This is a genomic window from Corynebacterium falsenii (assembly GCF_020099275.1).
Lineage (GTDB): Bacteria > Actinomycetota > Actinomycetes > Mycobacteriales > Mycobacteriaceae > Corynebacterium > Corynebacterium falsenii.
The window spans coordinates 719995-737431 of sequence record NZ_CP083646.1 but is presented as its reverse complement, the minus strand read 5'-3'; the positions used below and the strand labels follow the sequence as shown (position 1 = coordinate 737431).

Annotated in this window: 19 protein-coding genes; 4 read left to right on the top strand and 15 right to left on the bottom strand. The window is 64.8% G+C overall.

Annotated features, from left to right (window positions below; genetic code table 11):
- The 10 genes from LA343_RS03290 to LA343_RS03245 form a co-directional block, all read right to left on the bottom strand.
- Entirely contained in the window at positions 1-915 is a 915-nt protein-coding gene (locus LA343_RS03290) for an endonuclease/exonuclease/phosphatase family protein (RefSeq protein WP_052337500.1), read from the bottom strand.
- Positions 916-934: 19 nt separating this feature from the next.
- Positions 935-1450 (bottom strand): DUF3151 domain-containing protein, encoded by a 516-nt coding sequence (locus LA343_RS03285; RefSeq protein ID WP_025401938.1) that lies wholly within the window; start codon positions 1448-1450, stop codon positions 935-937.
- Between the two features lie 149 nt (positions 1451-1599).
- Positions 1600-2634 (bottom strand): class II fructose-bisphosphate aldolase, encoded by a 1035-nt coding sequence (fbaA, locus tag LA343_RS03280; RefSeq protein WP_025401937.1) that lies wholly within the window; start codon positions 2632-2634, stop codon positions 1600-1602.
- A 120-nt stretch (positions 2635-2754) separates the two neighbouring features.
- Entirely contained in the window at positions 2755-3075 is a 321-nt protein-coding gene (locus LA343_RS03275; RefSeq protein WP_081737254.1) for a ferredoxin, read from the bottom strand.
- Positions 3068-4246, bottom strand: coding sequence for an NADH-ubiquinone oxidoreductase-F iron-sulfur binding region domain-containing protein (locus tag LA343_RS03270; RefSeq protein WP_025401936.1), 1179 nt, complete (start codon positions 4244-4246; stop codon positions 3068-3070). The genes LA343_RS03275 and LA343_RS03270 overlap by 8 nt, the downstream gene beginning before the upstream one ends.
- Positions 4243-4899 (bottom strand): hypothetical protein, encoded by a 657-nt coding sequence (locus tag LA343_RS03265; RefSeq protein WP_025401935.1) that lies wholly within the window; start codon positions 4897-4899, stop codon positions 4243-4245. The genes LA343_RS03270 and LA343_RS03265 overlap by 4 nt, the downstream gene beginning before the upstream one ends.
- A 5-nt stretch (positions 4900-4904) precedes the next feature.
- Positions 4905-5114, bottom strand: coding sequence for a hypothetical protein (locus LA343_RS03260; RefSeq protein ID WP_144084468.1), 210 nt, complete (start codon positions 5112-5114; stop codon positions 4905-4907).
- Position 5115: 1 nt separating this feature from the next.
- Complete coding sequence (locus LA343_RS03255) at positions 5116-6174, bottom strand: FAD:protein FMN transferase (protein WP_025401934.1); 1059 nt, start codon at positions 6172-6174, stop codon at positions 5116-5118.
- Positions 6175-6282: 108 nt separating this feature from the next.
- Positions 6283-7470, bottom strand: coding sequence for a glycoside hydrolase family 76 protein (locus LA343_RS03250; RefSeq protein WP_224208021.1), 1188 nt, complete (start codon positions 7468-7470; stop codon positions 6283-6285).
- Positions 7471-7656: 186 nt separating this feature from the next.
- The gene (locus LA343_RS03245) at positions 7657-8214 is read right to left on the bottom strand and encodes a hypothetical protein (protein ID WP_025401932.1); all 558 of its coding nucleotides are present in this window, start codon (positions 8212-8214) and stop codon (positions 7657-7659) included.
- Positions 8215-8438: 224 nt separating this feature from the next.
- On the opposite strand from LA343_RS03245, the gene LA343_RS03240 reads away from it, so the two are divergent.
- Positions 8439-9041 carry a TetR/AcrR family transcriptional regulator gene (locus tag LA343_RS03240; RefSeq protein ID WP_025401931.1) on the top strand — a complete coding sequence of 201 codons (603 nt, stop codon included), beginning with the start codon at positions 8439-8441 and terminating at the stop codon, positions 9039-9041.
- Between the two features lie 313 nt (positions 9042-9354).
- Here the strand turns inward: LA343_RS03240 and LA343_RS03235 are convergent, their stop codons facing one another.
- The 4 genes from LA343_RS03235 to gcvH form a co-directional block, all read right to left on the bottom strand.
- Complete coding sequence (locus tag LA343_RS03235) at positions 9355-9987, bottom strand: TrmH family RNA methyltransferase (RefSeq protein WP_052337499.1); 633 nt, start codon at positions 9985-9987, stop codon at positions 9355-9357.
- Between the two features lie 70 nt (positions 9988-10057).
- Positions 10058-10597 (bottom strand): orotate phosphoribosyltransferase, encoded by a 540-nt coding sequence (pyrE, locus tag LA343_RS03230; RefSeq protein WP_025401929.1) that lies wholly within the window; start codon positions 10595-10597, stop codon positions 10058-10060.
- A 114-nt stretch (positions 10598-10711) separates the two neighbouring features.
- Complete coding sequence (locus LA343_RS03225; protein WP_025401928.1) at positions 10712-12706, bottom strand: type III secretion system chaperone family protein; 1995 nt, start codon at positions 12704-12706, stop codon at positions 10712-10714.
- Between the two features lie 8 nt (positions 12707-12714).
- Positions 12715-13098 (bottom strand): glycine cleavage system protein GcvH, encoded by a 384-nt coding sequence (gene gcvH, locus LA343_RS03220; protein WP_025401927.1) that lies wholly within the window; start codon positions 13096-13098, stop codon positions 12715-12717.
- Between the two features lie 262 nt (positions 13099-13360).
- Here gcvH and nadA point away from each other — a divergent pair, with 262 nt between their 5' ends.
- The 3 genes from nadA (at position 13361) to LA343_RS03205 (ending at position 16224) form a co-directional block, all read left to right on the top strand.
- Positions 13361-14413 carry a quinolinate synthase NadA gene (gene nadA / locus LA343_RS03215; RefSeq protein ID WP_025401926.1) on the top strand — a complete coding sequence of 351 codons (1053 nt, stop codon included), beginning with the start codon at positions 13361-13363 and terminating at the stop codon, positions 14411-14413.
- Positions 14413-15330, top strand: a complete 918-nt coding sequence (gene nadC / locus LA343_RS03210) for a carboxylating nicotinate-nucleotide diphosphorylase (protein ID WP_025401925.1) — start codon at positions 14413-14415, stop codon at positions 15328-15330. The genes nadA and nadC overlap by 1 nt, the downstream gene beginning before the upstream one ends.
- A 135-nt stretch (positions 15331-15465) precedes the next feature.
- A complete protein-coding gene (locus LA343_RS03205) occupies positions 15466-16224 on the top strand; it encodes a hypothetical protein (RefSeq protein WP_025401924.1) in 759 nt (252 codons plus the stop codon).
- On the opposite strand, the gene gcvT is transcribed toward LA343_RS03205, so the two are convergent.
- The gene (gene gcvT / locus LA343_RS03200) at positions 16225-17394 is read right to left on the bottom strand and encodes a glycine cleavage system aminomethyltransferase GcvT (RefSeq protein ID WP_025401923.1); all 1170 of its coding nucleotides are present in this window, start codon (positions 17392-17394) and stop codon (positions 16225-16227) included.
- Positions 17395-17437: the final 43 nt, after the last annotated feature.

Sequence of the window (17437 nt, the reverse complement as noted above, 5' to 3'; positions counted from 1 at the left end):
TTACGTAGTCACATCCGCCCACACGCCACGGTGATCCGTGCCAGACACCTTGACCGTGCCGCCGTCCAAGCACTGGCCCGTGGTGAGGATGTGATCCAGCCGAATCACGGGCGTACTCGACGGCCACGTGGGCGTTTGAGAAAAATGCCCGGTGCACGAAGTCAGCGCGAACTCGCGAAAACCTGGATGCCCCCGGGTGGCGTTGAAATCTCCTGCCACAACCAACTTCTTCTTGTCATTCGACCATTCCGTCAGCCTCGACAGCCCATCAACCCACGCCGAGCGATCAGAGCCGACCGGCGCAACATTGTGGATACCCACGAACTGGGAATTATCACGCAGCGGAGCGTACACCCGAGGCATCTGGAACCGTGTCACCCCCGTGACCATCTCCCCGAACGCCCCGGATTCCTTGCCGAACTGCGGCGTCACTAAAGCGGCCACACCATCCGCGCCCTCAGGGCCAGGGTCAGCCTTGGTCAGCGCGATCATCCCCGTCCCTCGGGCGACGGTGGCGACTTCCTCCGGGTTCGTCTCACTGAGGAACACGATATCCGGCCGCAGCTCGTTGATGACCTGTGCCACCTGCCCGTCATCCGCCCCGGCGAAATACGTATTGAGGGCGAAAACCCGGGTATGCGTAGTGGCGTCGGGAGAAAAGAAAGCAGCCGGAATCCTAGGCACCACCAACAGAGCGAGCAGCACCACCAGCCCAAACACGAATCCCCGACGCACGGACGTGAGCACACCGACGCCCACGAAGAGCACAACCGCGCCGAGGAAAGCGCTGGCCTGCAATTCCGGAACCCACCGCCACGTAGCGGTGGGGTGGATCGGCCAGATGATCGTGGAAAGCCACAGCAACCCGCCCGCGATGAGGACGGCGCTGAGGCCCACATGAAGGTGTTTGCTCATGCTGCGCCCGAGCGCTGCGCTAGGAAGCCAGGTGGCCGAGGCCCAGGGCGTCGGTGGCGAAAGGATCGCAGTCGTGGAGGAGGTTGAGGCAGCGGATGAACTCGTCTTCCTCCTGCAGCGCGTGGGCAGTCACCGCGAGGGCGCCGATGGCGCGGAGAACGCCCTGGTTGGGAGTGTGATCCCACGGCACGGGGCCGGTGCCACGCCAACCATTGGCGCGCAGGGCGTCTAGGCCGCGGTGGTAGCCGGTGCGGGCGCAGGCGTAGGCCTCAACGGGCTGGTCGGCCTCCAGCAGGCGGGTCGCCAGTGCGGCCCATGCGCCGGAATCCTTGAGGTTCGCGGCGACGAGGGACTGCAGGGCCTCGAGGGACGCCCCGGCGTCGTCAGCGGTGATGGAGGTCGCGAGCTCCTCGGGCAGGCGCACCTCGGGCTGCTCGGCGCCGAAGAGGTCGCGGTTGTGGCGGAGCTGCTCCTTAGGCTGCTCTTTGGGCTGCTCTGCGGACTTATCGGTGGGCTGCTGGCCGTTGTCAGACATGGCATCCTGCTTTCCCCGGAGCTGTTCCGCCCCGGCGTATGTGCGAGTGTCCGATCCGGATGTCGGATCGGACCCGGATCATCCAACCTGGATACCAACCCACGATACCGCCCAATGCCCCAGCGAGGCGGCGTGTTCGCGAGAAACCGCTACTTCGCCACCGAGGTGCCGAAGGAGTGCAGGTCGCGGCAGGCCTCCACCACGCGGACGGACATGCCCTCCTCAGCCTTCTTGAGGTAGCTGCGGGGGTCGTAGACCTTCTTGTTGCCGACCTCGCCGTCGATCTTGAACACGCCGTCGTAGTTGGCGAACATGTGGCGGGCGACCGGGTTGGTGAACGCGTACTGAGTGTCCGTATCCACGTTCATCTTGATCACGCCGTAGCGCAGGGCCTCCTCGATCTTCTCCTTCTCGGAGCCGGAGCCGCCGTGGAAGACGAAGTCGAACGGCTTGGAGCCTTCGGACAGGCCGAGTTTCTTCTCGGCGACCTTCTGGCCCATGTCCAGAACCTCAGGGCGCAGCTTCACGTTGCCGGGCTTGTACACGCCGTGGACGTTGCCGAAGGTGGCGGCCAGCAGGTAGCGGCCCTTCTCGCCGGTGCCGAGGGCATCGACGGTCTTCTCGAAGTCCTCTTCGGTGGTGTAGAGGTTGTCGCCGGCCTTGGCTTCCACGCCGTCTTCCTCGCCGCCGACCACGCCGATTTCGACCTCAAGGATGATGTTGGCCTTCTGCGCGTCGGCGAGCAGGCCCTGGGCGATCTCGAGGTTCTCGTCGATCGGGATGGCCGAGCCGTCCCACATGTGGGACTGGAACAGCGGGTTCTCGCCTGCCTCCACGCGCTTGCGGGAGATCTCCATGAGGGGGCGCACGAACCCGTCCAGCTTTTCCTTCTGGCAGTGGTCGGTGTGCAGCGCCACGTTGATGCCGTAGTGCTTGGCGGCCTCGTGGGCGAAGGCGGCGAGCGCCTCGGCACCGGCGACCATGTTCTTCACGTTGAGGCCGGAGCCGAACTCCGCGCCGCCGGTGGAGAACTGGATGATGCCATCGGACTCAGCGTCTGCGAAGCCCTTCAGCGCTGCGTTGATGGTCTCGGAGGACGTGCAGTTGATGGCGGGGTAGGCGAAGCCGTTTTCCTTGGCGTTATCCAGCATGTCCTTATAGACAGCGGGGGTTGCGATTGGCATGGGGGTTGCTCCTAGCTGTAGTCCGACTAGTTCCGTCTCTTCAATTATGCCTTCTCTTCCCCCGCCGTGGCCGCTGCGGAGGCGCGTTTCCCCGTTCACCTCGGGCCGCCACGCCCGTGTTTACCCCTGTAATGGTGGGGTGATGTCTGTGATAATCACCGCACGCCTGGGGCAGCTGCGTTCCGCCGCCCGGGCTCTTCCTATATCCGACGCCGCTACGGGCACTCCGCGCCGCAGATTTCCTCGAGCGGACCGGGCCACGGGGTAGCCGTCGTAATCGTCCGTCAGTGTGCTCGGCAGGAAGTCGATGCACGCGCCTCGGGCGCGGCAATGGGTCATGTCGATCTGCAGGCGGTACTGCTGCGCGCGTGGTGTGGTGTTGGATTCGCGGTTGGTGGTCGGGCGCGGTTGAGGATTTTGTGGTTGAGGAGTTTTAGGCATAGTCGGCCTCCTGCCAGTAATCGGGGACGTACGCGGCCTGGGACATTCCCGACTCCGCCCCAGCCACCAGCGCCAGGGCGCTGCGGGTCAGCTCGGACACACCATCCGGGTGCGAACACGCTCCCCGCCCGGCCAGCGGCCCCACCGATCCGGGATAGGGCGCCCGCCGTCCCGTCATGAGGTCAACCGTCTCGCGGGCCTCGGCGCCGTAGCGGGGATCGCCGAGCCGGTCCCACGCCTCGGCCAGGCGCGGCAGCCCGAGCGCGCAGGGCCCGCACTGCCCCGCCGAGGAATCGGCCGCGCTATGCAGGATCTGGGAGGTGGCCACGTTGATGGGGTAATAGTCCGCGGGAACGAACAGACTGTGCGAGCCGGCGGGCCGATCGGTCAGCGCGGGCACCCACGTGCCGTGCATGCCGCCGACAAGAACGTGATGGTCGGGGGAGCAATGCTCGGCGAGGAATCCTTCGGGAAGCGCCCGGAGGATCTCGCGAACGCTCATGCCCGATGGCATGGCGATGACCTGGGTGTTCGTGGGGGCGGCGTCGACCAAAACACCGGAGGACACGCTGATCAGCACGTATTCATGCGGGTCGCGGCCCTGCTCGATGAGGGCGATGCAGTGGAATGTTTCGACGTTGCCCACGTAGGTGGGGCGGCGGCGGTATCCGCTGTCGGTGGAGTGGATGTGGGGTCGACGCGGCCGGGCGGCGCGACCCTCGAGGTGAGCAGCGACGGCCGAATCCTGCCCCGCCACGAAGCCGGGCGCGGCGGCGCTGACGTGGATCCCGGCCTCGGCTGCGAGGGGGCGCAGCGGAGCCACGAGCTCTGGGGGCACGACCATTTTGAGCTTCTTCGCGCCGATGAGTCGGGCCATCAGCACCGCGCCGCGCAACACAGTTCGGGGGCTGTTGTGCAGGAGGTAGCGGTCCTTGACGGAGAAGGGGTCAGACTCCGTGCCGTTGATGATGAGCACGGGGGTCTTGCCGGTGCGGGCGGCGGCGTTGATCACTGCCTCGGCCTTGGCAGCGACGGGGAAGTTGCCGCCGCCGCGGCCGCGGAGGGTGGCGACGTCCGCGAGGGTGATGGTGCCCGGCGCGGTGAGGCTGGGGTGATTGGGTTGGGTGGGATGGTTGGGTTGATTGGAGTTGGTGCTGTGGCGACGATTCATGACGCTGCCGCGTCCTTTCCGCGTTGTGTTGCGATGTGCTGCCGCATGAGCGGCGTGGTTGATGCTGTGTGCTGGGCTGGCTGTGTGTGGCGTCCCGATTCCCCCGGAAGCGCGTCCGGCCACAGCCGCACCACCAGCAGCCCCGAGACCAAGGCGCTGGCGCCGACGATCCCGGCGATAAACCAGGGCGAGGCGGCGTCCGTTCCCGCAGCGACCGCGTGGATCAGCGCAACGGGCCAGCAGATATACGACGCCGAGTGAACCACCCGCCGTGCCCGCTGCGGCAACCTGCTGCGCAGCCAGCCCGTCGCCGCGGTGATCAGCAGCAGGTCGAAGGCAATGGCCCCGAGCCCGTAGGCGATCCCGACGCGGAAAGGCACCACCACGTCGAGCACGCTGACGGGAACGTGAGTGTTGAGCAGGGTCGTGACGATGTGGATCGCCAGCGCCACAAGCGCCGCCAGTGACATCGACGCGTGGAGCTGCAGCGGCAATCCCCGGTGCGGACGGAAACGCCCCATCCATGCCAGGCGCCTAGTGGCGCGCAGCCCGGCCGAGGAGTACAGCCCCAGCGCCACCGACATGGTCAAGGCCGCGAAGGCCGCCACGGCGGCGCCGCGGTTGGCGAACCACATGAGATCAACAGGATTCATGGCGATCAGCTCCCTCGGGTTCTGGTGTGGAAGGTGCCGTTGAGGTGGGTGTTGGTCGTTGTGTCCGCTGTGCCCACCGACCCGGCCGTGCCCGTCCCGTCATTCTTCGCGTGCGCGGTGTCGTGCCACGCGAGGGCACTGACTCCAGATCCGACGCCCATGACAACAGCCACGCTCGCCGCAGTAATCAGTCGAGGTGAAAATTGTGCTGGCATGTCACGCCGCCTTTCGTTCGTTTTCTGCTGTGTCTGCAGTGCCCACTGTGTCTGAAGTGCCTGAAGCGTCTGATTCGGTGCGTTCCTCCGCAGCCCTCGGCCACATGGAGCTACGCGTTACCCGCCCGTCGCTGCGCACGAGCCGGACGGGCAGCGCACTGAGCGTGCCGATCCCCTCGGCCTTCGCGCCCTGCACGACCACCGCGGTGGTCCACACGTTCGCCTCGGTCGCGGTCGGCGCGATCGCCGTCACGCTGCGCCAATAGTCGCTGGCGGGCGCGCCCGTCCGCGGATCAAACAGGTGGCTAATCGTGGTGCGCGCGCCGTCGATGTCCACTGCCCATCGCCTATGCAGGGTGCTACTCGTGGCGACGCCCATACGTTCACCCCGCCCGCACACAATCGTGAGGGAGTCGGCGGGCTCATCGGCCCCATCTTGAACGAGGATGCGCCACCCACCGCGCGGCGATGCACCCGCGCAGGCGATGTCTCCGCCGAGGTTGACGAGCACTCCGCAGCCGCACTGTTCAGCCGCAGCCGTTGCGGCCCAGTCGGCCGCATAGGGCTTGGCCACGGCGCCGAGATCGATGACCCCGCCCTGCGGAAGGTCGAGCCGGTTGCCGTCGATGGCAAATCCGCGCCGCGCGCTGCTGCGGTATTGGGGTGCGCTCGTGTCCCGGTGAGTCTCTCCCCCGCCATAGCCCCAGGCCATCACATCGCGGCCGACGTTCGCATCCACCAAGCCCGCCGTCAGCCCGCGCGCATGGTCAGCGAGCTGGAGCAGGTCGGCGAGGACATCCGATACTTCCGTCCGGACATGCCTCGTGGAGGCCATGGCGGTGAGGAGGGAGAGCTCGCTGGTGGCGTCGAAGCGATTACAAGCCCGATCGATGGACCGCAGAACCTGGTCCACGATGGTGCGCGCGTCGGCGAGGCGGCGACCGTCGGCGACCCACAGGTCCATCTCGCACGTCCATTGCGTCCAGCGGATGCAGGCGGGTGCAGCGTCGGTGGTGGGTGCAGCGCTCGTGGCGGGGCGGGGGTATTCGTTGTCCAGCATGGTCGCCACAGTAAGAAGCGAACGTGAAAACAACCCCCGGTTAACGCTCGGGGGTTGTCAGTAGAATTCTGGGAACTCTCGGTAAAGCGGCTGGCGATTTAGGCGGGCTTATGTGCTGCTCTTGCTTTTATCGGCGGCAGCGGTTGCGGCGGCCGCTTCCATGAGCATCCAACCGGACAGCTGCACGGACAGGTCGCGCTCCGCGATGTCGGAGCTGGAGACCGCGCCCGCGATCGTGGCCCCGACGAGTCCACCGGATTGGGGCATCACGGCATCATCGGCCCACTTCGAGGAGAAGACCGGGAGTCCATCGACTTCCAGGCGATAGCGCCACACTGTCTCCGCGGTCGTGAAGACGAGCTGGCGCGCGATACGACGGCTCTCGTCGCTGTGGCGGCCCGCCGGGGGAAGGCTGGTAGCCACAAGCGCAAGATAACGGGCAAGAATGCCGTTGAACAGGCCGCCATCGCCACCCGACGTGGGCCAGTCGATCGACCCAGCGCTGGTGGTCATGTGGTTATTGATCGCCTTGATGAGGCCATGAACGCGGGTGATGTGCTTCATGCCCACCTCCGAGACCTCGCCGGGCTTGACCCCAGCTTGGCGACGCTGCGCCAACGCCAGCTCCGTGCACGCACCGAGCATGACGCCCTGGCAGTACGGGTGGATAGCGCTGACGATCTCCGGGCCATGCATGCGCATGCGCACGCCGTCCATGACCAGACCCTGCTCGTTAATGAGGTGCTCGAAGGTCCAGTCCACCAGCTGCTCAGCGAGCTCCACTTTGCCCTCGCGGGCGGCCAGGATGGCGGCGGGACCGTTGGTGGGGACGTTGTAGAAGGTCTCGTTGGTGCGCCACGGGAGCACGCCGGTGAGGCTATCCACGCCATCGAAGATATTCTGCACCAGCGCGTCGTAGCCGCGGAAGTGGCCGATCTTGTCCAGCTTCTGGGCGCGCTGGAGGGCGAGGGCGAGCCACGCTTTGTCGTCGTAGTAGTTGTTGCGGGTCAGCTTGCCGAAGTTCCGGATCTTCATGGCCCGGACATGCCTGCGGATGGCCGCGAGATGGCTCTTGGTGGGCCGGCGCGTGGCGGCGTCGACCAAATTATCGATGTAATGAGCCTGCCACCAGTAGTGCCAGCGGAAGAAGAACTTGTCGCGGGAGGTCGGGGGCCAGGCGATGACGGCCAGGGTGGTCTTCGGCAGGCCCCAGAGGCGGGTGGCGTGACGCTCCACGACGGCCTGCTCGGCGAGGTCGGCGCGGTGATCCCATTGTTCCGGAGTGATATGTGGCACGTTTCCTATAGTGCCGGATAACCAGCGGTTTTGCCAGTGTGTGAGTTTCGGCCGTGTGAGACCCAAAGTAGGGCGTACGAGGCGCGACACTCAAGATTGTTCCGTCCAGAACACCGACACAAAACCACACCGCACCGCGCTGCACCGACATAAAGCTCAACGCACAACCCGACTCACACTGAACTCTTAGCTGGAATGAGTCGACTCCGCCTGCGTGCGCTGCCGTGGCCACACCTTCCAGCTCAGTGCGTATATGGTCTCCACGACAAAGATGATGGTGTAGAGCCTCACGAAAGCACTGAGTGTTTCAGTCCGCGCGGCATCACCAACAAACCAGATGAGCAGTTGCAGCAGGCCTACCGAAACGAACCACGCCACAAGAAAGTTGACCCACAGGGCCGCTTCATAGCGGACTCGGTCTTTGCCGTATTTGGGGGTTGGAGTAGGTGCCGGACCACCAGCAAAGCGATGGGCGAACCGTTCGTCTGCCCATCGAATGGTTCGGCGACCGAACCCCAAGGAAAAGCCGAGGTACCCAGCGGCAAGGCCGTGGCCCACTGTAGCCGTAGCACCGTTGTGCAAGTCGACGGCAGTGGCGGCAAGGAGGATGAGATCGATGATGGGCACGCAAACCAACAAACCGGCACCCAGCCTTGGCATGTTGAGCAAGTATCGGGTTGAAAGTCCCGCGAGAATGGCTACCCAAAAGAGGATTTCGCAGGCGAGGATGATGGCAATAATCATGGGCACTCCATTGTCGGTCGAGGATAAGCGGGAAACGCCGCAAACTGCGCAGAAGCTGCGCAGAAAAGCGAGTTAACTGGGCAATAACCAGATAGTTGACTCCCAGATATTCAATTAACACAAGTGTGTTAATTGACTGAACACCACTGTAGCACAAGTGTGCTACTTTTAGGTGTTCCGCCTACCTAACCCTCAGTCATGGGATCGATGCATAAAATTGTCGTATGTCACGGAAGATCGATCGGGAACAGCGACGGCAGGAACTCGCAAACGCGTTATGGAACGTGATCCTCAAAGAAGGCATGGCGGCCGTCTCTATCCGCTCGGTCGCTAAAGAGGCCGGAGTGGTTCCCGGCTCCCTGCGCTACGTCTTCCCCACCCGCGCGGAGCTCATCATGTACTCAGCCAGGCTTATGATCGACAAGGTCACAGATCGCATCCGCACTATTACCCCTCCAGGGTCCGCCCGAGAATACGCACTTGCTGTAATCGCCGAACTACTCCCGCTTGATGACACGCGCCGTGCGGAGTTCGATATCAATCTCTCGCTAGCTGTTGAAGCTCGGACATTCCCCGAGTTGCGGGAGATCCTTCGTGAGGCGAGCGATGGCCTCCTCTACATCTGCCGCCGTGCAGTGTGTGGTGTTCGTGGCCTTCCCGAAAATAGCGCCGATTCCGACATCGAACTTCAGGCTCACACCCTCCATTCCCTAATCGACGGAGCCTCTTTCCGCATTTTCCAACAGGATCCCAGCGAGGGAACATCCTGGGCAATGCGGATGATTGAGGCGGAACTGGAACGCATCGCGGCGATTTCCAATGTATGAGGGAAGTCTTTCCCTTCTTTTCGACGTTAACGCGTAGCGCCCCTCAACGCGATTGCGAGTCATTCTCCGACGCCACACGAAGGCCAACGCCCACGTCACAGCTGCGCAGCCAAGACTGACACCAACACCGCCGAACAGGCTAGTGAGGTAGATTTACCTGCAACAACAGAGGGATATGTACACTTTCCCCAAAATTTCGACATACGATTCTGCTACATAGTTGGGGTGACAGGCGATTTCGCTCAACGTGAAGTGGGATGACTCAAAATTCCCGGCCCTAAGGCAGCAAACACAACAGCGCACCGCACCACACTCACCACGCCCGCGACAGATCCGCGTGCTGCCGCACCCACGCATGCATCGCGATCCCCGCGGCCACGCCCGCGTTGATTGACCGCGTGGATCCGAACTGTGCAATGGACACCGTCATCCGCGCCCCAGCCTGAGCCTCCGCCGTCACACCAGGGCCCTCCTGGCCGAACAGCAGCAGGCACCGCTCCGGCAGCTCCGCCGTCTCCAGCGGCACGCTCCCCGGCGTATTGTCCACCGCCACGACCTCTAGGCCACGCTCGGCCGCGAAGTCCAGCACCTCCCCCACCGTCGCATGGTGCTGCAAATGCTGGTAGCGATCAGTGACCATGGCGCCACGCCGATTCCAGCGGCGTCGACCAACGATGTGAACCGTATCCACCGCGAAAGCGTTAGCGGTGCGTACGACCGTGCCGATGTTGGAATCGTTCTCGAAGTTCTCGATCGCGATGTGCAGACTATGCCTACGCTGGTCGATGTCCGCGACGATCGCCTCGCGGGTCCAGTAGCGGTAGGCGTCCACAACGTTGCGCCGGTCGCCCTCGTCGAGGAGCTCGGGGTCCCACTGGTCGCCCTCGGGTCGCGGCTCGCCCGGGTGCTCCTGCTCCCACGGGCCGACGCCCACAGGGTGCGGCAACCATTCAGTCGGCCCGGGCTTATCCGTGCCGTTCTCTCCCGCCGCGCCAGCCTCCGAAGCGCTCCCCGAACTATGCAAGGCCCAGGTCTTCCAGCCCCAGCAGGTAGCGGTACTCCAGGCCCTCGGCTTCGATGACGTCCTTCGCACCCGTCGCGCGATCCACCACGGTCGCCACGCCCACTACCTCGGCGCCGGCCTCGCGCACCGCCGCTACAGCGGTCAGCGGGCTATTGCCGGTGGTCGTGGTGTCTTCCACCACGAGCACGCGCTTGCCCTCAATATCCGGGCCCTCAATGCGGCGCTGCATGCCGTGCTTCTTGGCCTCCTTGCGGACCACGAACGCATCCACGCCCTCGCCGGCGTGCATCACGGCCGTGGCCACCGGGTCCGCACCCAAGGTCAGCCCGCCAACGTGCACGTAATCCCAGTCGGCGGTGAGCTCGCGCAGCAGCTCGCCGATCAGCGGGCTCGCCTCGTGGTGCAGGGTGGCGCGGCGCAGGTCCACGTAGTAATCGGCTTCCTTGCCGGAGGAGAGCGTGACCCGCCCGTGTACCACCGCGAGCTCCTTGACGAGCTCGGCTAGTCGCTGCTTCTTGTTGTTATCAACCATTACTGGTCCTTCCTCGATTATTCGTGTGACGTTTCTTCGGGCTTGTGCCGTTGTGGCTGCGTTGCTGGCCCGGCTCACTGCGCCGTGAGCTGGGCCCAGCGCGGTCGATTAGGGCTAGTCATCGATAATCTCACCGTCGACGGTCTCATACTCCACGGCCTCGATCGGGTCCGGCCTGGCGTGCCGCGCTTCCGGCGCCCGGTGACGGCCACCGCGGCGGCGTCGAGCTTCGTGAGACAGGGTTTCCGCATCGCTATCGAGGTCATCAGCGTCCTCGGCGGGATCGTCGAAGATCGTCGCCTCCTCGTCAATGTCCACGCGGATCACGCGCGGTCGCCGCGACGCCGTGGCGCCCGTGTGCTCCGGATCCTCGCCCAGGGATGGGATCTCTTCACTCGAGGCCGCTACGGGGAAATCATCGAAGTCCGCCTCGGCGTCTTCCCAGCGGGCATTGGCCCGGGTGGGGAAACTGACGGGCTCAGCGGGGCGGGTGATGTCCGGACGGTCCGCGGTGGGAACCTCGGCGTGGGCGACGGGTGAGTCATCCGTGGACGAGCTGGGGTCGCGGTGGTCTGAGGGCGTGGATCCGGAATCCGGATCGGCGCTTGTGCCTGCATTGGACTCGCCGTTGGGGACAGCATCGGGCACGGCGCGGATGTATGCGGGGCGCGGGTTTCCCGTGCTTCCTGAGTTTCCTGCGTTTCCTGCGTTTCCTGCGTTTCCTGCACGTCCAGTATCGCCCTGACCTGCGTAGTCCGCGCCGTACCCATCATCGGAATCCTCGGCGCCGGCGAGGGCTTCGGCCACCGTGCGCTCCACGCCCCTGGTACCCGGCTCGATGACGAGCGGCCCACCGGGCATGGGACGGGTCTGATCGGCGTGGATGAGGTCGAGCGGAATGTTGAGTTCGTAGGGCGGGAGCACCATTGCGGCGTCGGCCATGTCGCGGACGTGCGGGATGATCGCCTTCCACACGCTGAGCTCGAGGCGCTTGGACATGCGCACGGCCACCCAGTTGTCTTCCCAGGCGATGTCGTCGGCGACCTGCGACAGGGCGGCGAGGGCATCCTCGAGGCGGGAGTCCAGCATCCGGTCGAGAGCGCGCACGTCGGTGGCGTAGCTGAAGAAGGGAGGCTGGTCGAGCAGGGAGGTTCGGCGCATGCCCTGCGGCATGGCACCGGCCTTGGAGTAGTGAACGCGCACGGGCGATCCGGCGGACCGACGCATCGCGAGAATTGTGTACTCACCGATGTCGCCGATGTGGGTTTGGTGGCCTTCGAAGAAGCCGCTGATCATGTCACGCACGGTGGGGACCGTGGCGGAGTGGCCGATGATGCTGACGGGCCACTGCGCGGCCACGGCCTTGTCCTCGCGGTCGTAGGCGCAGCCGTTGTCGAGGGCCCACTGCTTGCGGCGTCGCTTCATGAAGTCGAAGCCGCTGCTGGTGCGGGGAGGTTCGGGGCGCGGTTCGGCCTTGGCGTGGTTGGGGGCGTGATTGAGGTTGGCGTGATTGGGGTCGGAGTGGGTTTCCTCGGTGGCCTGCTCACCGCCATCGGTACGCTCATCTACCTGGCCGTCGTCAGTGCTGACGTCGGTCGTGGCCTCTTGGCTGGCTTCTTGATTGTCGCCATCGCCTTCACCACCGTTCTCGGCACGGCCATCGGCACTGATGTCACCATTCTCGCCGTGGCCGCGTTCTTCCGAATCGCGTGCGTCCCCATCGCCTCCCGCATCGGCGCCCCCGACGGCGCGAGCGTCATCAACGTCATCGGCGTCATCGGCGTCATCGGCAGCGTCCTTACGTACACTCTGTTCAGGCGCCCCGTGGACTAGCCCGCCCCGGCGCTCCTCGTCATGCGTTGCCCGGCTCTGAACCGGCTCGCCCGGCCCCGCCTCGCTGAACCCAGCTTCGTTGGTTCCAGCCCCGTTCAAGCCAGCTTCGCTCGACCCGACCTCGCCAACCCCAGCGCCACCGGAACCAACACCAGCCTTCCCCTGTCCGGGCATGCCAACGCGCCCGTCGGCATCGGAGCCGCGGGCGCGCAGCAGCAGCGCAACGGCCGCACCCAGCAGGGCGAGGCCGACGAGCAGCAGGAGAAGACCGGACACGAAACGCCTTACTGGTTGGCGGCTTCGTATGCCTCCGCGTCCATGAGGTCACCGGACTCGGTGACCTTCACCTCGTAGAGCCAGCCCTCGCCGTAGGGATCCTCGTTGATCACGTCGGCGTTGTCTTCCAGATCCTCATTGATGGCCACGATCTCGCCGGAGACCGGAGCGTAGATGTCGGACACAGACTTGGTGGACTCGACCTCGCCGTATGCCTCGCCGGCCTCAATCTCGGTGCCGACCTCAGGAAGCTCAACGAACACGATCTCACCCAGGGCCTCGGCGGCGATGTGGGTGATGCCCACGCGCACGGTTTCGCCCTCAACGACGGCGGAAGTGTTCACCCACTCGTGCTCTTCGGAGTACAGGAAGTCAGTTGGCAGTGCGGTCATTACGCGGTCTCCTTCGCAGGGGTTTGATAGCGAATTATGCCCAGAATCTTACACGAGGGTGCACTATTAATAGTGCTGCCATGCAGGGTCTGCACATCACGTGTATGTCTGCCCCGCGCCAACAAGGCGGCTATAACATCCATATCAAGATCCCAACAAAGATCCACACCGCGATCCACACTAAATAACCCCACAGATATCCCAACAGCTAACCCAACAACGACCACCTGAGACCACCAGAGACCACCAGAAGAGAAAACCAGTGACCCTCCTCAACGACATCCGCCGCGGCCCCCACAGCTGGGAAGGAGTAAACGCCTCCCCCGAGTGGGCGGATCGCATCCGCGAGCTCAAGGAAGAGAAAAACGCCATCATCCTGGCGCACAATTATCAGATACCGGAAATCCAGGACATCGCCGATCACACCGGTGATTCCCTTGCACTGTCCCGCATCGCCGCCGACGCCGAAGAGGACATCATCGTGTTCTGCGGCGTGCACTTCATGGCGGAGACGGCCAAGATCCTCTCCCCCGACAAGAAGGTGCTCATCCCGGACGCGGAGGCCGGCTGTTCCCTCGCCGATTCCATCACCGCCGACGAGCTGCGCGCGTGGAAGGCCGAGTACCCCGATGCGCTCGTGGTTTCCTACGTGAACACCACCGCCGAGGTGAAGGCCCTCACGGACGTGTGCTGCACCAGTTCCAACGCCGTCGATGTGGTCCGCCACCTCCCCGAGGATAAGGACATCCTCTTCCTCCCCGACCAGTTCCTCGGCGCCCACGTGCAGCGCGAGACGGGCCGCGACAACATCCACGTCTGGGCCGGCGAGTGCCACGTCCACGCGGGCATCAACGGCAAGCAGCTCGGCGATCAGGCCCAGGAGCACCCCACGTCCCAGCTCTACATCCACCCCGAGTGCGGTTGCGCGAACTCCGCCATTTACCTCGCGGGCGAGGGCGCCATCGATCCCGATCGCGTGCACATGCTCAGCACGGGCCAGATGCTCGGCGAGGCCACGTCCCTCGGCGAGCAGAACGCCGGTTTCGCGGGCAGTTCCTCGCCGAGCCGCACGGTGCTGGTCGCCACGGAGATTGGCATGCTCCACCAGCTCCGCAAGGCCGCCCCGGGCGTGGACTTCCTGCCCGTCAATGAGCACGCGAGCTGCCCGTACATGAAGATGATCACGCCCGCGGCGTTGCTGCGCTGCCTCGAGCTCGAGCAGGACGAGGTCACGGTTCCCGCGGACATTGCCGATCGGGCCCGCGCTTCGGTTGAGGCCATGATCTCCATCGGTAACCCGGGTGGTGGCGAGTAGTGCGGGACGCGCTCCGGCCCCTCATCCGCGCGGGCTTGGCGGAGGATTTTCTTTTTGGTCCCGACGCCGCCACGCTCGCAACCATCGATCCGTCTTCGCGCTCTGAGGCGGTGCTGCGTTCGCGGGAGCGGGGCGTGGTTGCTGCCCTGGCGGCGGTGCCCCTGACCTTCGAGGAGCTGCCGCATGCCCTGCCTGCGGGTTCCCATGCTTCTCACGCTGCCCCGACAGCTCAGGCAGCACACGCTTCGTCAGCACACCCTTCAGGCGTAAGCGTCGAGGTGCTCGTGGAGGACGGGGATACGGTCGAACCCGGTCAAGACCTCGTGCGCATCGCGGGGCTGACGGCGTCGATCTTGGAAGCGGAACGCACGATGCTCAACATCGTGAGTCATGCGAGCGGCATCGCGACCGCCACCCGCCGGTGGGTCGACGCGGTGGAGGGCACGCACGCGCGGATTCGCGACACCCGCAAGACCCTGCCAGGCCTCCGCGAGCTGCAGAAATACGCGGTGCGCTGCGGCGGCGGGGTGAATCATCGGATGGGGTTGGGCGACGCCGCCATGATCAAGGACAACCACATCGCCGGGGTGGGTGATGTCGCAGAGGCGTTTGGGCGGCTCACGACGCGCTTCCCGGATCTGCCGCGGGAGATCGAGGTGGACACGCTCGAACAGCTGCGCGAGCTGCTGCCGCTACGCCCGGAGCTCATTTTGCTAGATAATTTCTCGCCCGAGCAGACGCGGCAGGCGGTGGAGCTCACGCACGCGGCAAGTCCGGAAACGCAGCTGGAATCCTCGGGCGGGCTGAGCCTCGAGGTGGCGCGGGACTACGCGGAAGCGGGCGTGGATTACCTGGCGGTCGGCGCGCTGACGCACTCGGTGCGGGCGCTGGACGTGGGGCTGGACTTCGTGGTCTGAGCCGGGGCATTTCCCTAAGAAAATGTGACTTATGGTGCACAAGTGAACTCATGAGCCGCTTTTCAACTGTGCACGGTGAACAAAAACACGCCGCTTTCGTCGTGGATCCATACCGCGTGCCTTAGCATTTTCGGCATGAAAAATACCTTCCGACGCATCGCCGCCGCGGGTTCCGTGGCGCTCGCAACGACCCTCGCGGCCACGCTGGCCTCCCCGGCTGGCGCCGTGCCGCTCGCCAATGGTTACACGCCCTCCCCAGAACGCGGCACCTGCTTCAACCTCTGCGGTGATGCGTGGGGCCTGGGCTTCGACCTCTTCGCCGTGGCCCCACGCCACAAGATCTGGCTCGATAACGGCGGACGCACCGGCGGCCTCACCGCCGGATCGGCACAAAACGCACTGGAAGGCGCGGGCGTCAATGGCCCCCTGACCACGGCTCTGGGCGCGCTCGGGTTCGCCAACAATGCGCAGAACTTCTTCGGCTCCCCCGAAGAGGTCGCAAAGTCATTCCAGGACGAACTCGCCGCGCTGGCCAAAAGCAAGGGACTCACTGATGAGCAGGTAGCCGGCATGCGCAAGGAGCTCGGCACCTGGGGCAACTTCGTGCTCGGCGGGAAGATCTACGGGCTCACCGACGAGCAAGCCAAGAAGTTCGGAGAATTGCGCCCGCTGTTCCTCGACCGCGTCCAATACGCGGGCACGCAGCGGGCGCTGCGCGAGCTGTTCGCTGCCCTCGACAATCTCAAGTCCGGCAAGGACCTCACGTGGGGCCCGATTGCCGCCGGATCCTCGCTGCCGGGTGGCCCCATCGGCGGAACCAACGGGTTCCACCCCGCCGATGACATCGGCGGCCTCGCGGGCGGATCCTCCGGGCTGGCCTCCGGCAGCAGCTAGCTACTTTTCGCGGGAGTAGAACGGCAGCGCCACCACCGTAAACGGCAGGCGCTTGCCGCGGATATCCACCTCAACCTCGGCGCCCTCGGCAGCCGCGCCCGAAGTCACGGCAGACTTGGACACGTACGCCATGGCCACCGGGTGCCCCAGCGTGGGCGACAGCGCACCGGAGGTCACCTCGCCGATCTTCTTATCGCCAGCCATCACGGCATAACCACCGCGTGCTGCCCGGCGCCCCTCCCCGGATAGACCAATCAAGGTCTGCTCGGTGCCCTTGTCCTTGGCCGCCATGATGGCGTCACGACCAACGAAGGAATCCTTGGACTTGGTGGCGGCGAGCACGCCGAGCCCCGCGTCGACCGGGGTGAGCTTCAGAGACAATTCGTTGCCATACAGCGGCATGCCAGCCTCGAGGCGCAGGGTGTCACGGCAGGCGAGGCCACAGGGCAGACCACCGAGACGAGTAGCCTCCGCGAGAGCCTTATCCCAGACGTCCTGGGCGGCGTCGTTGTTGACGATAATCTCGAAACCATCCTCGCCCGTGTAGCCGGTGCGAGCGACCAATACTGGCTGACCAGCGACAATACCCTCGAAAGCAGCGTAGTAGCCTAGGCCGGCGATGGCTTCGGTAACAGTGGAACCGGCGCCGGAGGCCTCGGGGGCCTCCACGACGTTCTCGACGATCTCCACCATGGCCTCAGCGGCCTTGGGGCCCTGGACTGCGATCATGGAGGTCTTCGCGGACTTGTCTTCCACGTCGACGTCGAAAGATCCAGCCCGTTCCTGGAGGGCCGAGACAACGTTGTCGATGTTGCCCGCGTTGGGGACGACCAGGTACGTGTTCTCCTCGATGCGGTAGCTGATGAGGTCGTCAATAATGCCACCCGACTCGGTGCAGATCATCGAGTACTTCGCCTTGCCGACCTTTACGGCGGACAGCTTGGAAATCAGGGCGTAATCGAGGAACTCGGCTGCCTGGGGTCCGCGAACCCACACCTCGCCCATGTGGGAGAGGTCGAACACGCCCACGGCCTCGCGGACGGCGCGGTGCTCGTCGAGCTCGCTGGTGTACTTCAGGGGCATGTCCCAGCCACCGAAATCGGTGAACCGGGCGCCCAGCTTGGCGTGAACGCTGTGGAGTGCGGTGTGCTTGAGTTGATCCTGTGCCATAAGACGTCTATCGCTTTCGTTGCTATTGGTTAGCTATCGGTTA

Excerpts from the sequence above, each read along its gene's own strand:
- LA343_RS03290 (WP_052337500.1), bottom strand. The coding sequence starts at position 915 with ATGAGCAAACACCTTCATGTGGGCCTCAGCGCCGTCCTCATCGCGGGC.
- LA343_RS03285 (WP_025401938.1), bottom strand. The coding sequence starts at position 1,450 with ATGTCTGACAACGGCCAGCAGCCCACCGATAAGTCCGCAGAGCAGCCC.
- fbaA (WP_025401937.1), bottom strand. The coding sequence starts at position 2,634 with ATGCCAATCGCAACCCCCGCTGTCTATAAGGACATGCTGGATAACGCC.
- LA343_RS03275 (WP_081737254.1), bottom strand. The coding sequence starts at position 3,075 with ATGCCTAAAACTCCTCAACCACAAAATCCTCAACCGCGCCCGACCACC.
- LA343_RS03270 (WP_025401936.1), bottom strand. The coding sequence starts at position 4,246 with ATGAATCGTCGCCACAGCACCAACTCCAATCAACCCAACCATCCCACC.
- LA343_RS03265 (WP_025401935.1), bottom strand. The coding sequence starts at position 4,899 with ATGAATCCTGTTGATCTCATGTGGTTCGCCAACCGCGGCGCCGCCGTG.
- LA343_RS03260 (WP_144084468.1), bottom strand. The coding sequence starts at position 5,114 with ATGCCAGCACAATTTTCACCTCGACTGATTACTGCGGCGAGCGTGGCT.
- LA343_RS03255 (WP_025401934.1), bottom strand. The coding sequence starts at position 6,174 with ATGCTGGACAACGAATACCCCCGCCCCGCCACGAGCGCTGCACCCACC.
- LA343_RS03245 (WP_025401932.1), bottom strand. The coding sequence starts at position 8,214 with ATGATTATTGCCATCATCCTCGCCTGCGAAATCCTCTTTTGGGTAGCC.
- LA343_RS03240 (WP_025401931.1), top strand. The coding sequence starts at position 8,439 with ATGTCACGGAAGATCGATCGGGAACAGCGACGGCAGGAACTCGCAAAC.
- pyrE (WP_025401929.1), bottom strand. The coding sequence starts at position 10,597 with ATGGTTGATAACAACAAGAAGCAGCGACTAGCCGAGCTCGTCAAGGAG.
- gcvH (WP_025401927.1), bottom strand. The coding sequence starts at position 13,098 with ATGACCGCACTGCCAACTGACTTCCTGTACTCCGAAGAGCACGAGTGG.
- LA343_RS03205 (WP_025401924.1), top strand. The coding sequence starts at position 15,466 with ATGAAAAATACCTTCCGACGCATCGCCGCCGCGGGTTCCGTGGCGCTC.
- gcvT (WP_025401923.1), bottom strand. The coding sequence starts at position 17,394 with ATGGCACAGGATCAACTCAAGCACACCGCACTCCACAGCGTTCACGCC.